The organism is Micromonospora sp. NPDC003241 (genome assembly GCF_053589795.1).
This window is the reverse complement of record NZ_JBSFSO010000008.1, coordinates 93,069-109,439: the sequence shown is the minus strand read 5'-3', so window position 1 is coordinate 109,439 and position 16,371 is coordinate 93,069. Positions and strand designations below refer to the sequence as shown.

Below are 16,371 nucleotides of genomic sequence, written 5' to 3'. Positions count from 1 at the left end.
CCAGACCCTAGCTCCCGGAACCGCTGTCCGCTCGCCGTGCCGGGTGGTCCTCGGAAGCGCCCTCGGTGGTCGACGTCACCGGCGGCCGGTAACGCCGCAACGCCGGGAACGCCACCGCGAGGACGACCGCCAACCCCGCCGCCACGAGACCGCCGCCGACCCAGGCCACGCCGCTGCCGAAGCCGGTCGCCATGGCGCCCGCGCGCAGGTCGCCCAGGCGCGGCCCACCCGCCACCACCACGGTGTTGACGCCCTGGAGCCGACCGCGCATCCGGTCCGGCGCATAGATCAGCAGGATCGACTGCCGCACCACCGAGCTGATCAGGTCGGCCGCCCCGGCCAGCACCAGCAGGGCGATGACCAGCCAGAGCTGCCGGGCCAACCCGGCCAGTGCCACCGCCAGGCCCCAGCCCACCACGGCGAGCACCAGCACCAGCCCCTGCCGGCGTACCCGGCCGATCCAGCCGGAGACCAGCCCGGCGAGCAGCGAGCCGATCGCGATCGAGCTGTACAGCCACCCCACCGCCGCGCCCCCGCCGAAGCGCTCGGCGGCGACCTCGGGGAACAGTGCCCGGGGGAAGGCGAACACCATCGCGATCAGGTCGATGCCGAAGGAGAGCATCAGCACCCGGCTGGCGAGCAGGTAGCGGAACCCGTCGACGACGCTGCGCAGCCCGGCCTGTCGAGGCGTACCGTCCGGGTCCGGCTCGGGCGGCATGGCGGGCAGCCTCAGCGCCGCCCAGACCAGGGCGACCAGCAGCACCGCGTCCACCGCGTACGCGATCGGCAGCGCCACGTCGAGGTGCCAGGTGGCCAGGATCAGGCCGGCAGCCAGCGGCCCGAGGACCGAGGTGGCCATCGCGGTGGTGAAGTTCAGCGTGGTCGCGGCGGGCACCAGTTCGGCCGGGACCAGCCGGGCCACCAGCGCGCTGCGCGCCGGCCCGCTGATCGCGTACGCGACCGAGCTGAGCGCCACCAGCCCGAGCAGCAGCACCGGGCTGCCCACCCCCAGCAGCGCCTGCGCCAGCAGCCCGGCCACCGAGACCCAGAGCAGCACCGAGCCGGCGGTCAGCACCAGCCGACGGTCGATGGCGTCGGCCACCGCCCCGCCCCAGAGCCCGAACACGAGCAGCGGCACGAAGGCGGCGATGCCCAGCAGCCCGACCCAGAGCGAGTCCTGGGTGAGGGCGTACATCTCCACCGGCACGGCGACCGCGGTGAACTGGAAGCCGAACATGGCGATGCCGTTGCCGAGCCAGAGCCGCCGGTACGCGACCACCCGCAGCGGGCGCAGGTCGATGGCCCAGCGCCGCCGTTCGCGGGGCCGGTCCGTTTCGGTCGAGGTCACGGCGCCAGCCGCTCCACGACCCAGTCGTCGGCGGCGCGGCGGAACCGCAGCCGGTCGTGCAGCCGGCTGGCCCGGCCCTGCCAGAACTCCACCGAATCGGGCCGGACCCGCAACCCACCCCAGTGCGGCGGGGTGGGGATCGGGTCCACGTCGGCGAAGCGCTCCGCCGCCACCCGGTACGCCTCGTCCAGCGCCGCCCGGTCGGGCAGGACCGACGACTGGGCGCTCGCCCAGGCACCCAGTCGGGAGCCGCGCGGCCGGCTGGCGAAGTACGCCTCGGTCTCCGCCCGGTCGACCCGTTCCAGCCGGCCGGCGACGATCACCTGCCGCTGCATCGGGAACCACGGGAACACCAGGCTGGCGTACGGGTTGACCTCCGCCTCGACACCCTTGCGCGAGAGGTAGTTGGTGAAGAAGACGAAGCCCGTCGGGTCGTAGCCCTTGAGCAGCACGGTCCGCGCGCTCGGCCGCCCCTCGGCGTCGGCGGTGCCGACCACCATGGCGTTCGGCTCGGGCAGCCCGGCGGCGACCGCGTCGGCGAACCACCTGTCGAACTGCGTGTGCCACCGCGCCGCCAGGTCGGCCTCGATCAGGCCGGCGTCTGCGGCGTACTCGTGACGCATCCCCGCGGGTGGCGGTGTGTCGCCCGTCACGTTTCCTCCCTCTGGATCGGGCCGCTCGCCCCCGCGACCAGCCCGTCGGGGCCAGTCTTACCGAGGGCCCCACGGCGCCTGCGGCCGGGGATGTCGTCAGCAGCACATCCTCAGCGGGTCGCATACCCGATCACCAGCAGGCAAGATGTCACGAACACACATCCGGAGCAGGGTCGCCTGAAGGCGCTCACCCGGCCGGGGCCGGGGCACCGAGCCGGGCGGGCGCACCGACCACACACCAGGAGTAGTGAGATGGCCGACTTCAAACCCGGACTCGAGGGCGTCGTAGCGTTCGAGACCAAGATCGCCGAACCGGACCGCGAGGGTGGCGCGCTGCGCTACCGCGGCGTCGACATCGAGGATCTGATCGGCCAGGTCTCCTTCGGCAACGTCTGGGCGCTGCTGGTCGACGGCCGGTTCGGCCCGGGCCTGCCGCCGGCCGAGCCGTTCCCGGTGCCGGTGCACTCCGGCGACATCCGGGTCGACGTGCAGTCCGCGGTGGCGATGCTCGCCCCGTACTGGGGCCTGCAGCAGATGCTGGACATCTCCGACGAGCAGGCGCGCGAGGACCTCGCCCGGGTGTCGGTGACCGCGCTCTCCTTCGTCGCCCAGTCCGCCCGTGGCCTCGGGCTGCCGGCGGTGCCGCAGAAGGAGATCGACAAGGCGGAGACGATCGTCGAGCGCTTCATGAAGCGGTGGCGTGGCGAGCCCGACCCCCGACACGTCAAGGCCGTCGACGCGTACTTCATCTCGGCCGCCGAGCACGGCCTGAACGCCTCCACCTTCACCGCCCGGATCGTCGCCTCCACCGGCGCCGACGCCGCTGCCTGCATCTCCTCGGGCATCGGCGCACTCTCCGGCCCGCTGCACGGCGGTGCCCCGTCACGGGTGCTCAGCATGCTGGAGGCGGTCGAGCGCAGCGGCGACGCGGAGAGCTACGTCAAGGGCGTGCTCGACCGGGGTGAGCGGCTGATGGGCTTCGGCCACCGCGTCTATCGGGCCGAGGACCCGCGCGCCCGGGTGCTGCGTCGCACCGCCAAGGAGCTGGGCGCGCCGCGCTTCGAGGTCGCCGAGGCGCTGGAGCGGGCCGCGCTGGCCGAGTTGCAGGCCCGCCGCCCGGACCGGGTGCTCGCCACCAACGTCGAGTTCTGGTCCGCCGTGGTGCTCGACTTCGCCGAGGTGCCGGCGCACATGTTCACCTCGATGTTCACCTGCGCCCGGATGGGCGGGTGGAGCGCGCACATCCTGGAGCAGAAGCGGCTCCAGCGGCTGGTCCGCCCCTCCGCCCGGTACGTGGGCCACGGTCCGCGCAAGCCGAACGAGGTGGAGGGCTGGGACGCCGTCCCGCACGACGTCTGAGGCGTCGGCGCCGCCCGGCGTCTGAGGTGTAAGGAAGGGACCCTTTCTACCGTCTCCGGTAGTACAGGGGTCCCTTCCTAACATCCAGGCCCGGTGCCCAGCGCAGCGAGCGCTGCGCGGCGGGCGGGCAGCGGTGGGCGGGCGCGCGGCGGGGATGTGGGCGACGCCACGGGCTGTGGCGGACGCCTCACGGTTGGGGCTGGGACCAGCACCCGGCGGGGCGTCGACGGGTGCAAGGATGAATTCCGGCAGCGCCGCCCGATGGGCTGGACCCCGGCTTCGACCGTGCACCCCGCACGCGCCCGCCGTCGGTCCGCCCCACCTGCTCACCCGGGCCCCGACCCATGCGGAAGGATCTTTACGACCGTGGCTGACGCACCGACCATCCGGATTCCCGACGAGATCAAGCCCGCCGACGGCCGCTTCGGCTGCGGGCCGTCCAAGGTCCGTCCGGCGGCGGTCTCCGCGCTCGCCGAGGTGGCGACCAGCTACCTGGGCACCTCGCACCGGCAGAAGACCGTCCGCGACCAGGTGGCCCGGCTGCGCTCCGGCATCGCCGAGTTCTTCTCGCTGCCCGAGGGGTACGAGGTGGTGATCGGCAACGGCGGCACCACCGCGTTCTGGGAGGTCGCCACGTTCGGCCTGGTCCGCGACCGGGCCCAGTTCGCCAGCTTCGGCGAGTTCGGCGCCAAGTTCGCCAAGTCCGTCAAGGACGCGCCGTTCCTGGGCGAGCCGACGATCCGCAAGTCGGACGCGGGCAGCGCGCCGACCCTGACCGCCGAGGCCGGCGTGGACGTCTACGCCACCCCGCACAACGAGACCTCGACCGGTGTGGCGGTGCCGATCAGCCGGGTGGCCGGTGCCGACCCGGGCTCGCTGCTGCTGGTCGACGCCACCTCCGGCGCTGGTGGCCTGGAGGTCAACGTCGGCGAGACCGACGTCTACTACTTCGCCCCGCAGAAGTGCTTCGGCTCCGACGGCGGGCTCTGGCTGGCCCTGATGTCGCCGGCAGCGCTGGAGCGGGCGGCCGAGATCAAGGCTTCCGGCCGGTACATCCCGGCCTTCCTCGACCTGGTCACCGCGATCGACAACTCGCGGCTGGAGCAGACCTACAACACGCCGGCGCTGGCGACGATCTTCCTCGCCGCCGAGCAGACCGACTGGATGAACTCCCAGGGTGGGCTGGCCTGGGCGGCCAAGCGCACGGCCGAGAGCGCCGCGACGGTGTACGGCTGGGCCGAGCGCTCGACCGTCGCCACCCCGTTCGTGACCGACCCGGCGCTGCGTTCCAACGTGGTCGCCACCATCGACTTCGCCGACGGGGTGGACGCCACCGCGATCGCCAAGGCACTGCGCGCCAACGGCATCGTGGACACCGAGCCGTACCGGAAGCTGGGCCGCAACCAGCTCCGGGTGGCGCTCTTCCCGGCCGTCGAGCCAGCCGACGTGGAGGCGCTGACCGCCTCGATCGACTACGTGGTCGAGCGACTCTGAGTAAACTCGCGGTGACCCTACGGGCCCGGTCGACCCACTGTGGTCGCCGGGCCCGTGTCGTACTGCGACAAACGCCACTGTCGCGCTCGCGGCACTGACCCGCCGCACAGCGCTCAACAGCGGGGAATTAGGCTGCTCAGCTCGACTTGCCCGGGCGTGGCGTCTCCCACCAGGCTCCGGATGGGCGTACCGTGGAGCGCAACGCCCCGGGTGGCCGGCTCGTGGCGTAACGGCCAGCGAAGCGGGACGGAGGCAACGCGATGCGCCCAGTACGCTTCGTCGCCCTCTCCGAGGACGGCCAGGCCCTGGTGCTCGCCGACGAGGTCGGGCGCCTGCTCGCCCTGCCCATCGACGAGCGTATCGCCGGAGCGATGCACGCCGAGCCCGGTGCGCCCACGCTCGCGGTGGCACCGTCCACCGCCGACCCGGTGCCGTCGCTGTCCCCTCGGGACATCCAGGCCCGGATCCGCTCCGGCGAGTCCGCCGAGGACGTCGCCCGGATCGCCGGAGTACCGGTCGACCGGGTGCTCCGCTACGCCGGGCCGGTGCTCCAGGAGCGGGCGATGCTCGCCCAGCACGCCCGCCGCACCCGGCTCAAGGGTGCCGAGAAGCCCACGCCCCTCGCCGAGGTGGTCAACGGCCGGCTCGCCCAGCACGGGATCGACACCGAGAAGATCTCCTGGGACGCGTGGCGCCGCGACGACGGCACCTGGCGGATCGTCGCCACCTGGCCGTCCGGCAAGGCCACCGCCCAGGCGGTCTGGGATCTGGACAAGACCCGGCAGTCGGTGGCCCCACACGACGACATGGCGCAATACCTCTGCGCCGAGCGGCCCGCGCCGCTCCTCGGCCAGGAGCCGGCACCGGAGCGGGGCGGTCACGCCCTGCCCGGCCCGTCGCGCGGTGAGCCGAGCCGGGGTGGGCACGGGCTGCCCGCGCCGACCGAGAACCGCTCCGGCCGGGATCCGATCCGGGCCGGCCGGGACGCGCTGCTCGCCTCGCTGGACCGTCCGCTCGGCTCCACCTCGGGCCGGGGCCTCGAGCCCCGCTCGCCGGCCGCGCTCGCCGGCGGCCAGGACACGCCGCGCCGGGCCGTCGGTGGCGGGGCAGCCGCCCTGCTCGGTGGCGGTCAGGGTTCCGCCTTCGACGACGACGCGGACGCGCCCAAGGAGGTCCCGGCCGTGCCGTCGCTGGCGGTGCTGCGACCGCGCCGCACGGGTGCCCCGGCCGCCACGGCCAACGAGTCGACCGAGGCCGGCGCCAAGCCGCGCAAGCGGCTGCCGAGCTGGGACGACGTCCTGTTCGGCAGCGGTCCTGCGGCCCGCGAGTCCTCCTGACCGGGCACCGGCCACGCGCCGGTGCCCGCCGAGGGCGCTGAGCTAGGACAGCGGCCACGCCGCCTGAGCTAGGACAGCGGCCACGCCGCGAGGCGGTGGTGGGCCGGGTGCGGCCCCAGTTCACTGCGGGTGAGCACGAGTTCCCCGGCTGGCCATTCGGGGCCCTGGTAGTCCGCCAGGGCGGCGAGATCGGCGTCCACGTCAGCCGGTGAGAGCCGGTCGCCGGGGCGGGCCACGGTCAGGTGCGGACGCAGCGGCTTCTCGTCGTACGGCAGCCGGGCGTGACGCAGCCGGGAACGGACCAGCCGCCCCAACACGTGCAGTGCCTCGACCTCGCCGCCCACCCCGACCCAGAGCACGGTGAAGCGTCCCCGACCGAACCGCCCACCGCCGACCAACCGAAGCAGAGGTGCGGCGGTACGCCCTTCCCGCGCCCACTCGGCGGCGAGACCGAGGGCGCTCTCCACCTCGACCAGCCGCCCCGGGTCGACGTCACCGAGGAACGCGAGGGTGAGGTGGGCCCGCGCCGGATCGAACAGTCGGACGTTGGTCCCGGCGGCAGCGGCGGCACCGAGCCGGAGCCGGGCCACCCGGTCGGTCAGGTGCGCGACCGCCTCGGTCGGCGGATGGATCGCGGTGAAGAGTCGCACCCGGTGAAGGATCGCAGCTAGCGGTGCCGCTCGCGCTGCCCGGGGCGGGTCGCCGGCAGGCGCAGCCCGGCGGCGTCCAGCTCGCCCTCCACCCTGACCCGTTCGATCTGCCGGTCGACGCCGGTCAGCTCGGCCAGGTGCTCGGTGACACCCAGTGCCCGGCAGGCCAGCCGCAGGCGGTCGTCGTACGCGTCGAGCACGCTGCTGTGCCACACCACCGCCGCTCCGACGCCGCCGACCCGTTCCCGCCGTAGGCACCGCAGGTCGGCCGCGATCTCCTCCAGCGGCCGCCGGTCGTGCCGGTCGAGGTCGGCCCGGACGGCGCTCCCGTCGCCGGTCACCGACCGGAGCAGCGCGGCGATCAGCCGCCGCTCCCGACGTCGCGCACGCCACTGCGAGCACCCGTAGGTGACCCGGCCGACCACGTCGTCGGCACCGACTACCAGAACGATCAGCACCGGCAGGAGGACCACGCCGGCCAGCGACAGGGCGAGCAGCAGCGAGCGCAGGACCTCCACACACCGAAGCTATGCCGATGCGCAGCGTGACGTAACCGATTTTCCGGTATCCGCGCCGGTCACCCCTTCAGATCCGGGCACCCCGACCACGTCGGGGCACCCGGCACCGTGGTCTCAGACCTCGGTGACGTAGAAGCGCGGCATCGGCAGGATCCGGAACCGCAGCCGGGCGCCGTCGCGGCGAAGCTGCCAGGCCAGCGCGAGCAGGGCGGTGGCCAGGGAGACCAGCCCGCCGGCCCAGATGCTGACCCCGGCCCCGAAGGTCTCCGCGATCCAGCCGATCAGCGGCGCACCGACCGGGTTGGTGCCCAGGAACACCAGCACCCACAGGGCCATCACCCGGCCTCGGAAGGCCGCATCGGTGCCGAGCTGGACCCGCTGGTTGGCCGCCTGGGCGAAATAGACCATGAAGAAGCCGGTCGGCAGCAACAGCACCACGACCATCCAGTACGTGGGCGCGAGGCCGACGAGCGTCCCGAAGGCGGCACAGGCGATGGCGGCACCCAGCACCAGCCAGACCGAGGGACGGCTGCGCCGCCCGGTGCCGGCCAGCGCGCCCACCAGCGCACCCACCGCGAGCGTGGTACTGAACAGGCCGAACGAGGCCGCCCCGGTCTCGAACACGGTCTTGGCCAACGCCGCGAGGGTGAGCTGGAAGTTGAACAGCGACATGCCGATCACGGACATCACGACCATCGGCAGCACCAGGTCGGCGCGCCGACTGACGTACCGCAGTCCGTCCAGCACGGTCGCCGCAGCCCGCTCGTTGCGCGGCGGCAACGGCTCCCGGTGTAGTTCGGCGGTACGCATCTGGATCACCGTGACCAGCGGGCCGATCGAGCTGAGCGCGGTGAACAGGAAGACCGGTCCGACGCCGAAGAGGGCGATGGCGACACCGGCGACGGCCGGGCCGACGATCCGGGCCGAGTTGAACACGGCCGCGTTGAGCGAGAGCGCGTTCGGCAGCAGCGGGGTGCCGACCAGCTCGGAGACGAACGCCTGGCGTACCGGGGTCTCCACCGCGTTGGCCACGCCCAGCAGGGCGGCGAAGACGAAGACGTGCCAGAGCTGGACCAGACCGGTGAGCACCAGCAGCGCCATCGCCAGCGACAACACCGTCCAGAAGGCGTTGGCGACGAAGAGGAGCATCCGCTTGTCGTACCGGTCGGCCAACCGCCCGGAGATCAGCGTGAGCAGGAGTACCGGGGTGAACTGAAGGGCGACGACCACGCCGAGCGCGGTGGCCGAATCGCCGGAGAGTTCGAGAACCAGCCAGTCCTGGGCGATGAACATCATCCAGACACCGATCAGTTTGACCAGTTGCCCGGACGCGAATAGCCGGTAGTTGCGGACCTGTAGGGACTGGAACATCGTGCTGAGCCTCGCCTGCACGCTTGGTGCGCCTCCTCGCGTCGTACGCGTCATCAACGACGGACGTCACGGCACGGCGCACACCCGGTGTGCGGTGTCAGGCTCGGGAAACTCGCTGCAGAATCTCCGCTGCGTGGTGCAGGGTCTCCCGGTCGGCATCGCTCAGCTCGGCCAGCCGGTGGGCCAGCCACTCGTCCCGTACCCGCTCGAACTGGTCGAGCACGGCCCGGCCTCCCTCAGTCGCCGCGAGGATGACCTGCCGGCCGTCGGTCGGGTGGGGCGTGCGCTGCACGAGGCCGCGCTCCTCCAGCTTCGCGACGATCTTGGTCATCGTCGGTGGCTGCACCCGTTCGACGTCGGCGAGTTCCCGCGGCGTGAGCGCGCCCGCCAGCTTGAGGCTGGTGAGCGCGGACAACTGGGTGACCGTCAGGTCACCGACCGGCCGGGCCTGGCGGACCCGCCGGTTGAGCCGGGTGATCGCATCTCGCAGCTGATGGGCCAGCTGCGCCGGTGGCATGCTTTGAGCCGTCACCGTCCGCTCCGTCACGTTAGTTAGCCTAGCTAATGAGACCCGGAGTCGGCAGCGAATATGACCACGCTCACCCGGGTGATCACCGACCCCGGGCCGGGCTGCGCTCGCGTTGTGCGCGGCACGCACGCCCGGCCCGGGCCGGCGTCAGAACAGCGACTCGATCGGGCCGCGCAGGAAGTACACCACGAACAGCGCCGCCACCCCGTACAGCAGCGGGTGGATCTCCCGGGCCTTGCCCTTGGCCAGCTTCATCACCACGTACGCGATGAGGCCGGCACCGATGCCGTTGGAGATGGAGTACGTGAACGGCATCAGCACGATGGTGAGGAACGCCGGGATGGCGATCTCGTGGTCGGACCAGTCGATGGTGCGTACCGCGGTCATCATCAGGAAGCCGACCACCACCAGCGCGACCGACGCCGCCTCGAACGGCACCACCACGACCAGCGGCGCGAGGAACATCGCCAGCAGGAACAGCACACCGGTGACCAGGTTGGCCACGCCGGTGCGGGCGCCCTCCGCCACACCGGCGGCACTCTCGACGAACGACGTGTTGCTGGAGACGCTGGCCGCGCCACCGCTGGCCGCGGCGATCGAGTCGACCAGCAGGATCTCCTTGGTCCGGGGCGGGGTGCCCTGGTCGTCGAGCATGCCGCCCTCCTGACCGACGGCCACCATCGTGCCCATCGTGTCGAAGAAGTCGGTGATCAACAGCGTGAAGATGAACATCAGCACGACCAGCCAGCCGGCCCGTTCCCACGACCCGAGCACGTTGAACTTGCCGAGCAGCGACAGGTCCGGCACGTCGAACGGGTTGCTGGGCAGCGTCGGGACGTTCAGCGACCAGCCCTTCGGGTTCGGCACCCCGTTGACCATGGACGGTCCGATGTTGCCGAGCGCCTCGACCACCATCGCCAGCAGCGTCGAGACGAAGATGCCGATCAGGATGGCTCCGCGTACCCGGCGCACTACCAGCACCAGGGTCAGCAGCAAACCCACCACGAACACCAGCATCGGCCAGCTGACCAGCTTGCCGCCGATGCCCAGCCCGACCGGCACGGTGGTGTTCGCCTCGTCGGGGAGACGCCGGACGAAACCGGAGTCGACCAACCCGATGATGGTCAGGAAGAGCCCGATGCCGACGCCGATCGCCGTCTTCATCTGGGTCGGCACCGAGCGGAACACCGCGGTCCGCAGCCCGGTCAGCACCAGCACCGCGATGATCACACCTTCGATCACCACCAGGCCCATCGCGTCGGCCCAGGTCATCTCCGGAGCGATCTCGTACGCCACCAGCGCGTTGACGCCGAGACCGGCCGCCACCGCCAGCGGGAAGCGGCCGACCACGCCCATCAGGATGGTCAGCAGACCGGCGAGCAGGGCGGTGGCCGCCGCGATAGCCGGGATCGGCAGCGTGTTGCCGTCGCCGTCGACGGCACTGCCGAGGATGAGCGGGTTGAGCACCACGATGTACGCCATCGTGAAGAAGGTGGCCAGGCCACCGCGTACCTCACGGCTCATCGTCGAGCCGCGGGCCGAGATCTCGAAGTACCGGTCGAAGCCGTTGCGGGGACGACTGGGACCGGGTGGGGTGCCCTCGTCGGGCGGCGCTACTGCCATCAGGAACCTCACAGCAGATCATCGGGTTGTCGCGCGCATCGTCGCAGAACCCGAGGCGGCGGAAAAGCGTCACGTACCCTGACCGGGTGCCGAAGCAGCAGCCCCGCCCCGAGCCGCTCGACCCGCCGATGGTGCCGTTCGCGCTGGCCGGGATGGCGGCCTGGGCGGTCGCCGGGCTGGTGCTGCTGCTGTTCCGCGACCGGCTGATCGACAGCGGTCACGAGAACTGGCTATGGATCTGCCTGGCCGGTTTTCTGTGGGGCTTTCCCGGTCTCGCGATGATGATGCGCCATGACGCCCACCGACGGCGACGACGCGCCGCCGGCTGAGCGACCCGCCGAGGCGGTCCGGACTCCGGTCGGTCAGGAGTGGCCGTACGGCTCCGCCGGCTCGCCGGACTCCACGGACCCGGGCGCACGGCTGACCGACATCGGCTCCACCGCGCTGTCGTCGTAGACGGTGGGCATCTCGTCCACCGCCGTCTCGGCGTCGACCAGGGTCTCCGAGTGGGCGCCGCACCCGTGGTCGGCGCTGACCACCCGGCCGTCGTCCGGGGCGTAGAAGTTGCCGCACACGCCGAAGCACAACCGCAGGTTGCCGGCGAGCGGCAGATAGAAGCCGCAGGTGCCGCAGCGGGCGGCGGCGGGGGCGGCGGTCGAGATGGGCGCCGACGGGCCGTGGTCGCCGTCGTACCAGCGCTGCGCCGCCTCGGCCCGACCCTCCCGCGACAACACCCGAGGCCGACCGAGCCCCAACTCCCACGCGGTCTCCTCGACCGCCGGGTCGTCGGAGAGCAGGTAGCCGGGCTGGAGCCGCTCGTCGTCCGGCGGCGTCGGCAGCAGGTCACCCGGGCCGAGGTCGCCTGGCTTGAGCCGCTCCTGCCAGGGCAGCCAGCCGGGCGCGAGCAGCGCGTCCGGCCCGGGCAGCAGCACCGTCTCGCAGATCGTCACGGTCCGGCTGCGCGGCACCCGGGTGACGGTGACCGCCCACCGCCAACCGCGGTAACCGGCCTGACGGCACTCGAAGTAGTGGGTGACGAGGCGGTCGCCCTCAGCCACGGCTTGCAGGTGGTCGCCGACGTCGTCGGGATCCACCTCGGTGATGCCGGCGCGGGCCACCTCGACGGCGGCGGCGCAGACCTGGTCGAGACGAGCGGCGCGGGCAGAGGCGGGCCTGGTCACCCAACCATTGTCACCCATGCGCGGGGCCGACTGCGAGGCACTCCCCAGAGGTGTTCTGCGGCGGTGACGCGCCAAGTGTCGGCTCGATGGTTCAGGATGGGTGCCATGCCGCTGTCCTCCCGCCCCGAGAGGTCCCTCCTCGGGCGGACCGTCGGCACCGGAATCCGGGCCGTCCGGCTGCTGCTGCGCGGCTCGCTGAGCAGCGGACGCTGGGTGACGCGCAGTGCCGTCCGGGCCCGGTCCCGGGGTGCCGGCGGCGAGACCGGCATGGTCCGCATGTTCGACCTGCACGCCGTCTCCTGCGCCGGTGACACGCTGATCGCCATCGGCCTGGCCGGGACGATCTTCTTCAACGTGCCGCTCGGCGAGGCGCGCAGCAAGGTCGCGCTCTACCTGCTGGTGACCATGGTGCCGTTCGCCATGCTCGCCCCGGTGGTCGGCCCCCTGCTCGACCACTTCCGACACGGCCGGCGGTACGCGTTGGCCACGACCATGCTGGGTCGGGCCTTCCTGGCCTGGCTGATCTCCGACTACATCCACGGATTCGGGCTGTACCCGGCGGCCTTCGGCGTACTCGCGCTCTCCCGGGCGTACGGCGTGGCGCGGTCCGCCGCCGTGCCCAGACTTCTGCCCGAAGGGCTCGGTCTGTCCCAGGTCGGCGCACGCGCCAGCGTCTACGGCACGGTGGCCGGTGCCCTCGTCGCCCCGATCGGACTGGCCGCGTTCTGGTTCGGGCCGCAGTGGCCGCTCCGGGTCGCCTCGGTCATCTTCCTGGTCGGCATGGTGGTGGCGCTCCGGCTGCCGCCGAAGGCCGACTCCGAGCCACCGGAACGGGTCCCCCGCCCGCTGCGCGCGCTGTTGCGCCGTACCGGCGACCGACCACTCGGCCGGGGGCGCCCCGCCGGGCGGCTGGTGATCTCCAACCTCGTCGGCGCGGCCACGTTACGCGCGATCTACGGCTTCCTGCTGCTCTTCCTCGCCTTCAGCATCAAGGCGGGCGACCTGACCACCGTGGTGTTCGGGCGTGACCTGGGTGACGAGGGAGCACTCGGCGTGGTCGGCGGCGCCCTGGCCGTCGGCACCTTCCTGGCCACCGCCATCGGCACCCGACTGCGCATCCACCGGCCGGCCGCACTCCAGTCCAGCGGCATGATCATCGTGGCCGGGGTGGGCGTACTCACCGTCCTGAACTTCTCCCTGCCGATGGTCGCCCTGCTCTGCCTGGTCGCGGCCATGATGAGCGGCATCGCCAAGCTGGCCGTGGACGCCTCGATCCAGGAACGCATCCCGGAACGGCTGCGGGCGAGTTCCTTCGCGCACTCCGAGACGGCCCTGATGCTCGCCTTCGTGGCCGGTGGCGGGCTGGGACTCGTACCCTTCGAGGGCCGGATCGGCATCGCGGTCGCCGCCGGTGTCGGCACGCTCGCCGCCATGCGCGGCATGGTGATGGCCCGCCGGCTGCGGGCCGAACGGTTGCGCGGCCGACCGCTGACCGACGACGAGTTGGCCACCGAGGAACGGGCCGCCGACGAACAGGCCGCCACGGAACAGGCCGCCCGGGACAAGAAGGCGGCCGAGGAGGCCGAAGCCGCCGAGCAGGCGAAGGCCACCGAAGTCGCCCCCACCTCACCGGCGCCCTACCAGGGCGGTACGGCCGACGAGCGCGACCTGGCACCGCCCGGCTTCCACATCTACCGCCCGTCGTCGGCGGTCACCGGCGGCAGCGACGACGAGACCCGACGCAGCTCACCGGGACCGATCCCGTGACCGGACTGCTCGTGGTCACCGCGGTGCCCGCCGAGGCGGAGGCGATCCAGGCCGGTCTCGCCGACCCCGCCGTGGCGGTGGTGCCGGTCGGCGTGGGACCGGCCGTCGCCGGGGCCGCGACCGCCCGTCTGCTCGCCCTCGCCGAGGGCGCCGGCCGGCCGTACCGAGGGGTGGTCAGCGCGGGCGTGGCCGGTGGCTTCCCGGGCCGCGTACCGGTCGGCGGCACCGTGCTCGGCACCCGGGCCGTCGCCGCCGACCTGGGCGCCGAGTCACCCGACGGCTTCATCCCCCTCGACGACCTCGGCATGCCGGCGGAACTGCTCGGCGGCGGCACCTCCGTCGCCGTCGACCCCGCCCTGTTGGCCGCCCTGCGCGCCGCGCTACCGGACGCCACCGTCGGGCCGGTGCTGACCGTCAGCACCGTGACCGGCACCGCCGCCAGCACCGAGGCGCTGAGCCGACGTCACCCGGACGCCGTGGCCGAGGCCATGGAGGGGTACGGCGTGGCCGTCGCCGCCATCCACGCCGGCGTGCCCTTCGCGGAGCTGCGTACCGTCTCCAACCCGATCGGTCCCCGCGACCGCGGCGCCTGGCGGATGCGCGAGGCGCTCGTCGCCCTCACCGCCGCCGCCACCGCGCTAGCCACCCCCCTGCGCTAGCCACCACCCTGCGCTAGCCGCCCGCACTCGCGCTGATCTCGCCGCTCCGGCCGCTCCCACGCTGATCTCGCCAGCCGTTCCCGCGCTGGTTGGTGCACACCGGGATGGCGGACTGGCCTCGGTTCCAGCGGTCGCCGGTGTTCCAGACGGAGCGACACGTGTCTGCTCGACGCGATCCGGAAGCCGCAAGCCATCAGGAACCGCACTCCACCCGACTCCGCGGTGGCGCACACCGCGCACAGACCCGTCCGACGCGTCTCCTCGACGAGCCGACCCACCAGCCGCCGTCCGATGCCCAGCCGCCGCAACTCGGGAGCGACCAGCACTCCGTCCAGCACCACCTCGCGCTGGTCACCCAGGTCCTCGGCGTACAACAGGTCGAGGCTGCGCTCATGGGCCCGCAACTCGCCGACCGGATCGCCGTCCGACAGCTCGGCGACCAGGCGCCAGCACGTCTCCGGCACGCCGTCGGTGACGCGACGGATCTGCACCTCGGCAAGCAACCGCTCGCGCAGACGCCGCTCGTCCCGGTACCGCCGATTCAGGTCGAAGGTCACCTCGGGCACTCGTAACGGCCACCGCTCGGGCGGCAACGAGTACCAGTTCGCCCACCAGGCCCCCGGCCAGTCCTTGAGCGTGCGTACCCGCCGAGCGTCGAGGTGAGCCGGATAGCGACGCCCCGCCGCGTCCCGCCAGGTGTCGTCGGAGGCCACGTCGCTCGCCCCTGCCGAGCCTGGGCGGTCGCCGCTGGCGCTCTCGTCCCCGGTGACGCTCACGTCTCCGGTCGCGCTCTCGCCCAGGGTGGCGCTCTCGTCTCCGGTCGCGCTCACGTCCAGGGCGGCGCTCTCGTCTCCGGTCGCGCTCACGTCCAGGGCGGCGCTCTCGTCTCCGGTGGCGCTCTCGTCCCCGGTCACGAGGGCCTGCCCCGCCGCAATGGCCTTCCCTGCCGTGATGGCCTTCCCTGCCGTGGTGGATTTCTCCGCCGTGATGGCGGCGCCCCCGACGAGGCCCAGCGTGCTCCCTGCCGCGCGGACGAGCCGCTGCACGGTCCGGAACCGCGGGTCAGCGCCCCGTCCCGACTCGATCCGCGCCACGGTCGACTGCGGTACCCCGGACAGCGCGGCAAGCTCCCGCTGGCTCAGGTCGGCCCGTCGACGCAACGCGCGCAACATCGCACCCACGTCGACCAGCCGCTCGCCGGCGGCACCCGCGCTGTCCCCCAAAGCCTCGTCCCTCATGGCCTCGTCCCTCATGGCGTCGTCCCCCATGGCCTCACCCCCCGTAGCGCTGCCCCCATGGCCTCACCCCCCGTAGCGCTGTCCCCATGGCCTGGTCCCCGTGCCGTCGTCCCCCGTGCCGTCGCTGCCCCCGCGCCATCGATGCTGACCGAACCCGGCGGCCCTCTCAACCCGCCCGCCGAACCTGTGGACAACGCCTGTGGATAACTTTGTGAGCAGGATCCCCGTATCTGGTGGCACCGGGTGCCCTGACCTCGACAGGTCGGGCCGACCTCTACTCCTCCTGGCCGCCTGTCGAGCTGAACCGTCGGTGCTATCGCCCCGGCGAATCCGCACCGGTTCGGGCTCGGACGAGGTCCGATCCGCAGATGCAGTCAGCTCGACAGGCGCCACGGTGGACATGGTGTCGGCACCCGAGCGACGTCCGGCGGTTGACGTCCACGCAACGCTGTGCCGCCAGGCGCGCAGGCCACAGAACTCCCTCAGCCAGGCCGAGGGGAAGGGGGGCCGAGGCGGGGCCGAGGCCAGGGCCGAGGCGGGGCCCAGACCAGGGCCGAGGCGGGGCCCAGACCAGGGCCGAGGCGGGGCCCAGACCAGGGCCGAGGCGGGGCCCAGACCAGGGCCGAGGCGGGGCCCAGACCAGG

15 protein-coding genes are annotated in these 16,371 nt (G+C 72.7%); 6 read left to right on the top strand and 9 right to left on the bottom strand.

Features of this window, described 5'->3' with window-relative positions:
- Positions 1 to 7: 7 nt before the first annotated feature.
- Positions 8 to 1,348 carry an MFS transporter gene (locus tag ACWDVW_RS09425; protein ID WP_449946383.1) on the bottom strand — a complete coding sequence of 447 codons (1,341 nt, stop codon included), beginning with the start codon at positions 1,346 to 1,348 and terminating at the stop codon, positions 8 to 10.
- Positions 1,345 to 1,971, bottom strand: a complete 627-nt coding sequence (pdxH, locus tag ACWDVW_RS09420; protein WP_449946540.1) for a pyridoxamine 5'-phosphate oxidase — start codon at positions 1,969 to 1,971, stop codon at positions 1,345 to 1,347. The genes ACWDVW_RS09425 and pdxH overlap by 4 nt, the downstream gene beginning before the upstream one ends.
- A gap of 282 nt (positions 1,972 to 2,253) precedes the next feature.
- On the opposite strand from pdxH, the gene ACWDVW_RS09415 reads away from it, so the two are divergent.
- The 3 genes from ACWDVW_RS09415 to sepH all read left to right on the top strand — a co-directional run bounded on the left by ACWDVW_RS09415 (position 2,254) and on the right by sepH (position 6,191).
- Positions 2,254 to 3,360, top strand: coding sequence for a citrate synthase 2 (locus tag ACWDVW_RS09415; RefSeq protein WP_396692183.1), 1,107 nt, complete (start codon positions 2,254 to 2,256; stop codon positions 3,358 to 3,360).
- A 366-nt stretch (positions 3,361 to 3,726) separates the two neighbouring features.
- The gene (gene serC, locus ACWDVW_RS09410; RefSeq protein WP_449946381.1) at positions 3,727 to 4,854 is read left to right on the top strand and encodes a phosphoserine transaminase; all 1,128 of its coding nucleotides are present in this window, start codon (positions 3,727 to 3,729) and stop codon (positions 4,852 to 4,854) included.
- 260 nt (positions 4,855 to 5,114) lie between these two features.
- Positions 5,115 to 6,191: a septation protein SepH gene (gene sepH / locus ACWDVW_RS09405; protein WP_449946379.1), complete on the top strand. Its 1,077-nt coding sequence runs from the start codon at positions 5,115 to 5,117 to the stop codon at positions 6,189 to 6,191.
- A gap of 68 nt (positions 6,192 to 6,259) precedes the next feature.
- Here sepH and thpR read toward each other — a convergent pair whose 3' ends face one another.
- From thpR to ACWDVW_RS09380, 5 genes are all read right to left on the bottom strand, one after another.
- Positions 6,260 to 6,841 carry an RNA 2',3'-cyclic phosphodiesterase gene (gene thpR / locus ACWDVW_RS09400; RefSeq protein ID WP_449946378.1) on the bottom strand — a complete coding sequence of 194 codons (582 nt, stop codon included), beginning with the start codon at positions 6,839 to 6,841 and terminating at the stop codon, positions 6,260 to 6,262.
- A gap of 17 nt (positions 6,842 to 6,858) precedes the next feature.
- A complete protein-coding gene (locus ACWDVW_RS09395; RefSeq protein WP_449946376.1) occupies positions 6,859 to 7,359 on the bottom strand; it encodes a hypothetical protein in 501 nt (166 codons plus the stop codon).
- A 114-nt stretch (positions 7,360 to 7,473) separates the two neighbouring features.
- Complete coding sequence (locus ACWDVW_RS09390; RefSeq protein ID WP_396741034.1) at positions 7,474 to 8,751, bottom strand: MFS transporter; 1,278 nt, start codon at positions 8,749 to 8,751, stop codon at positions 7,474 to 7,476.
- Positions 8,752 to 8,827: 76 nt separating this feature from the next.
- The gene (locus ACWDVW_RS09385; protein ID WP_131052561.1) at positions 8,828 to 9,277 is read right to left on the bottom strand and encodes a MarR family winged helix-turn-helix transcriptional regulator; all 450 of its coding nucleotides are present in this window, start codon (positions 9,275 to 9,277) and stop codon (positions 8,828 to 8,830) included.
- A 129-nt stretch (positions 9,278 to 9,406) separates the two neighbouring features.
- Positions 9,407 to 10,882, bottom strand: a complete 1,476-nt coding sequence (locus tag ACWDVW_RS09380) for an NCS2 family permease (RefSeq protein ID WP_449946373.1) — start codon at positions 10,880 to 10,882, stop codon at positions 9,407 to 9,409.
- An 86-nt stretch (positions 10,883 to 10,968) separates the two neighbouring features.
- On the opposite strand from ACWDVW_RS09380, the gene ACWDVW_RS09375 reads away from it, so the two are divergent.
- Positions 10,969 to 11,211 carry a DUF2530 domain-containing protein gene (locus tag ACWDVW_RS09375; RefSeq protein WP_449946372.1) on the top strand — a complete coding sequence of 81 codons (243 nt, stop codon included), beginning with the start codon at positions 10,969 to 10,971 and terminating at the stop codon, positions 11,209 to 11,211.
- Between the two features lie 33 nt (positions 11,212 to 11,244).
- On the opposite strand, the gene ACWDVW_RS09370 is transcribed toward ACWDVW_RS09375, so the two are convergent.
- Entirely contained in the window at positions 11,245 to 12,081 is an 837-nt protein-coding gene (locus tag ACWDVW_RS09370) for a DUF3027 domain-containing protein (RefSeq protein WP_449946371.1), read from the bottom strand.
- Between the two features lie 87 nt (positions 12,082 to 12,168).
- On the opposite strand from ACWDVW_RS09370, the gene ACWDVW_RS09365 reads away from it, so the two are divergent.
- Both ACWDVW_RS09365 and ACWDVW_RS09360 read left to right on the top strand, forming a co-directional pair.
- Positions 12,169 to 13,830 (top strand): MFS transporter, encoded by a 1,662-nt coding sequence (locus ACWDVW_RS09365; RefSeq protein ID WP_449946369.1) that lies wholly within the window; start codon positions 12,169 to 12,171, stop codon positions 13,828 to 13,830.
- Entirely contained in the window at positions 13,827 to 14,489 is a 663-nt protein-coding gene (locus ACWDVW_RS09360) for a futalosine hydrolase (protein WP_449946368.1), read from the top strand. Before ACWDVW_RS09365 ends, ACWDVW_RS09360 begins: the two co-directional genes overlap by 4 nt.
- On the opposite strand, the gene ACWDVW_RS09355 is transcribed toward ACWDVW_RS09360, so the two are convergent.
- Positions 14,486 to 15,727 (bottom strand): GNAT family N-acetyltransferase, encoded by a 1,242-nt coding sequence (locus ACWDVW_RS09355; protein ID WP_449946366.1) that lies wholly within the window; start codon positions 15,725 to 15,727, stop codon positions 14,486 to 14,488. The two genes, ACWDVW_RS09360 and ACWDVW_RS09355, sit on opposite strands and share 4 nt — an antisense overlap.
- Positions 15,728 to 16,371 lie beyond the last annotated feature (644 nt).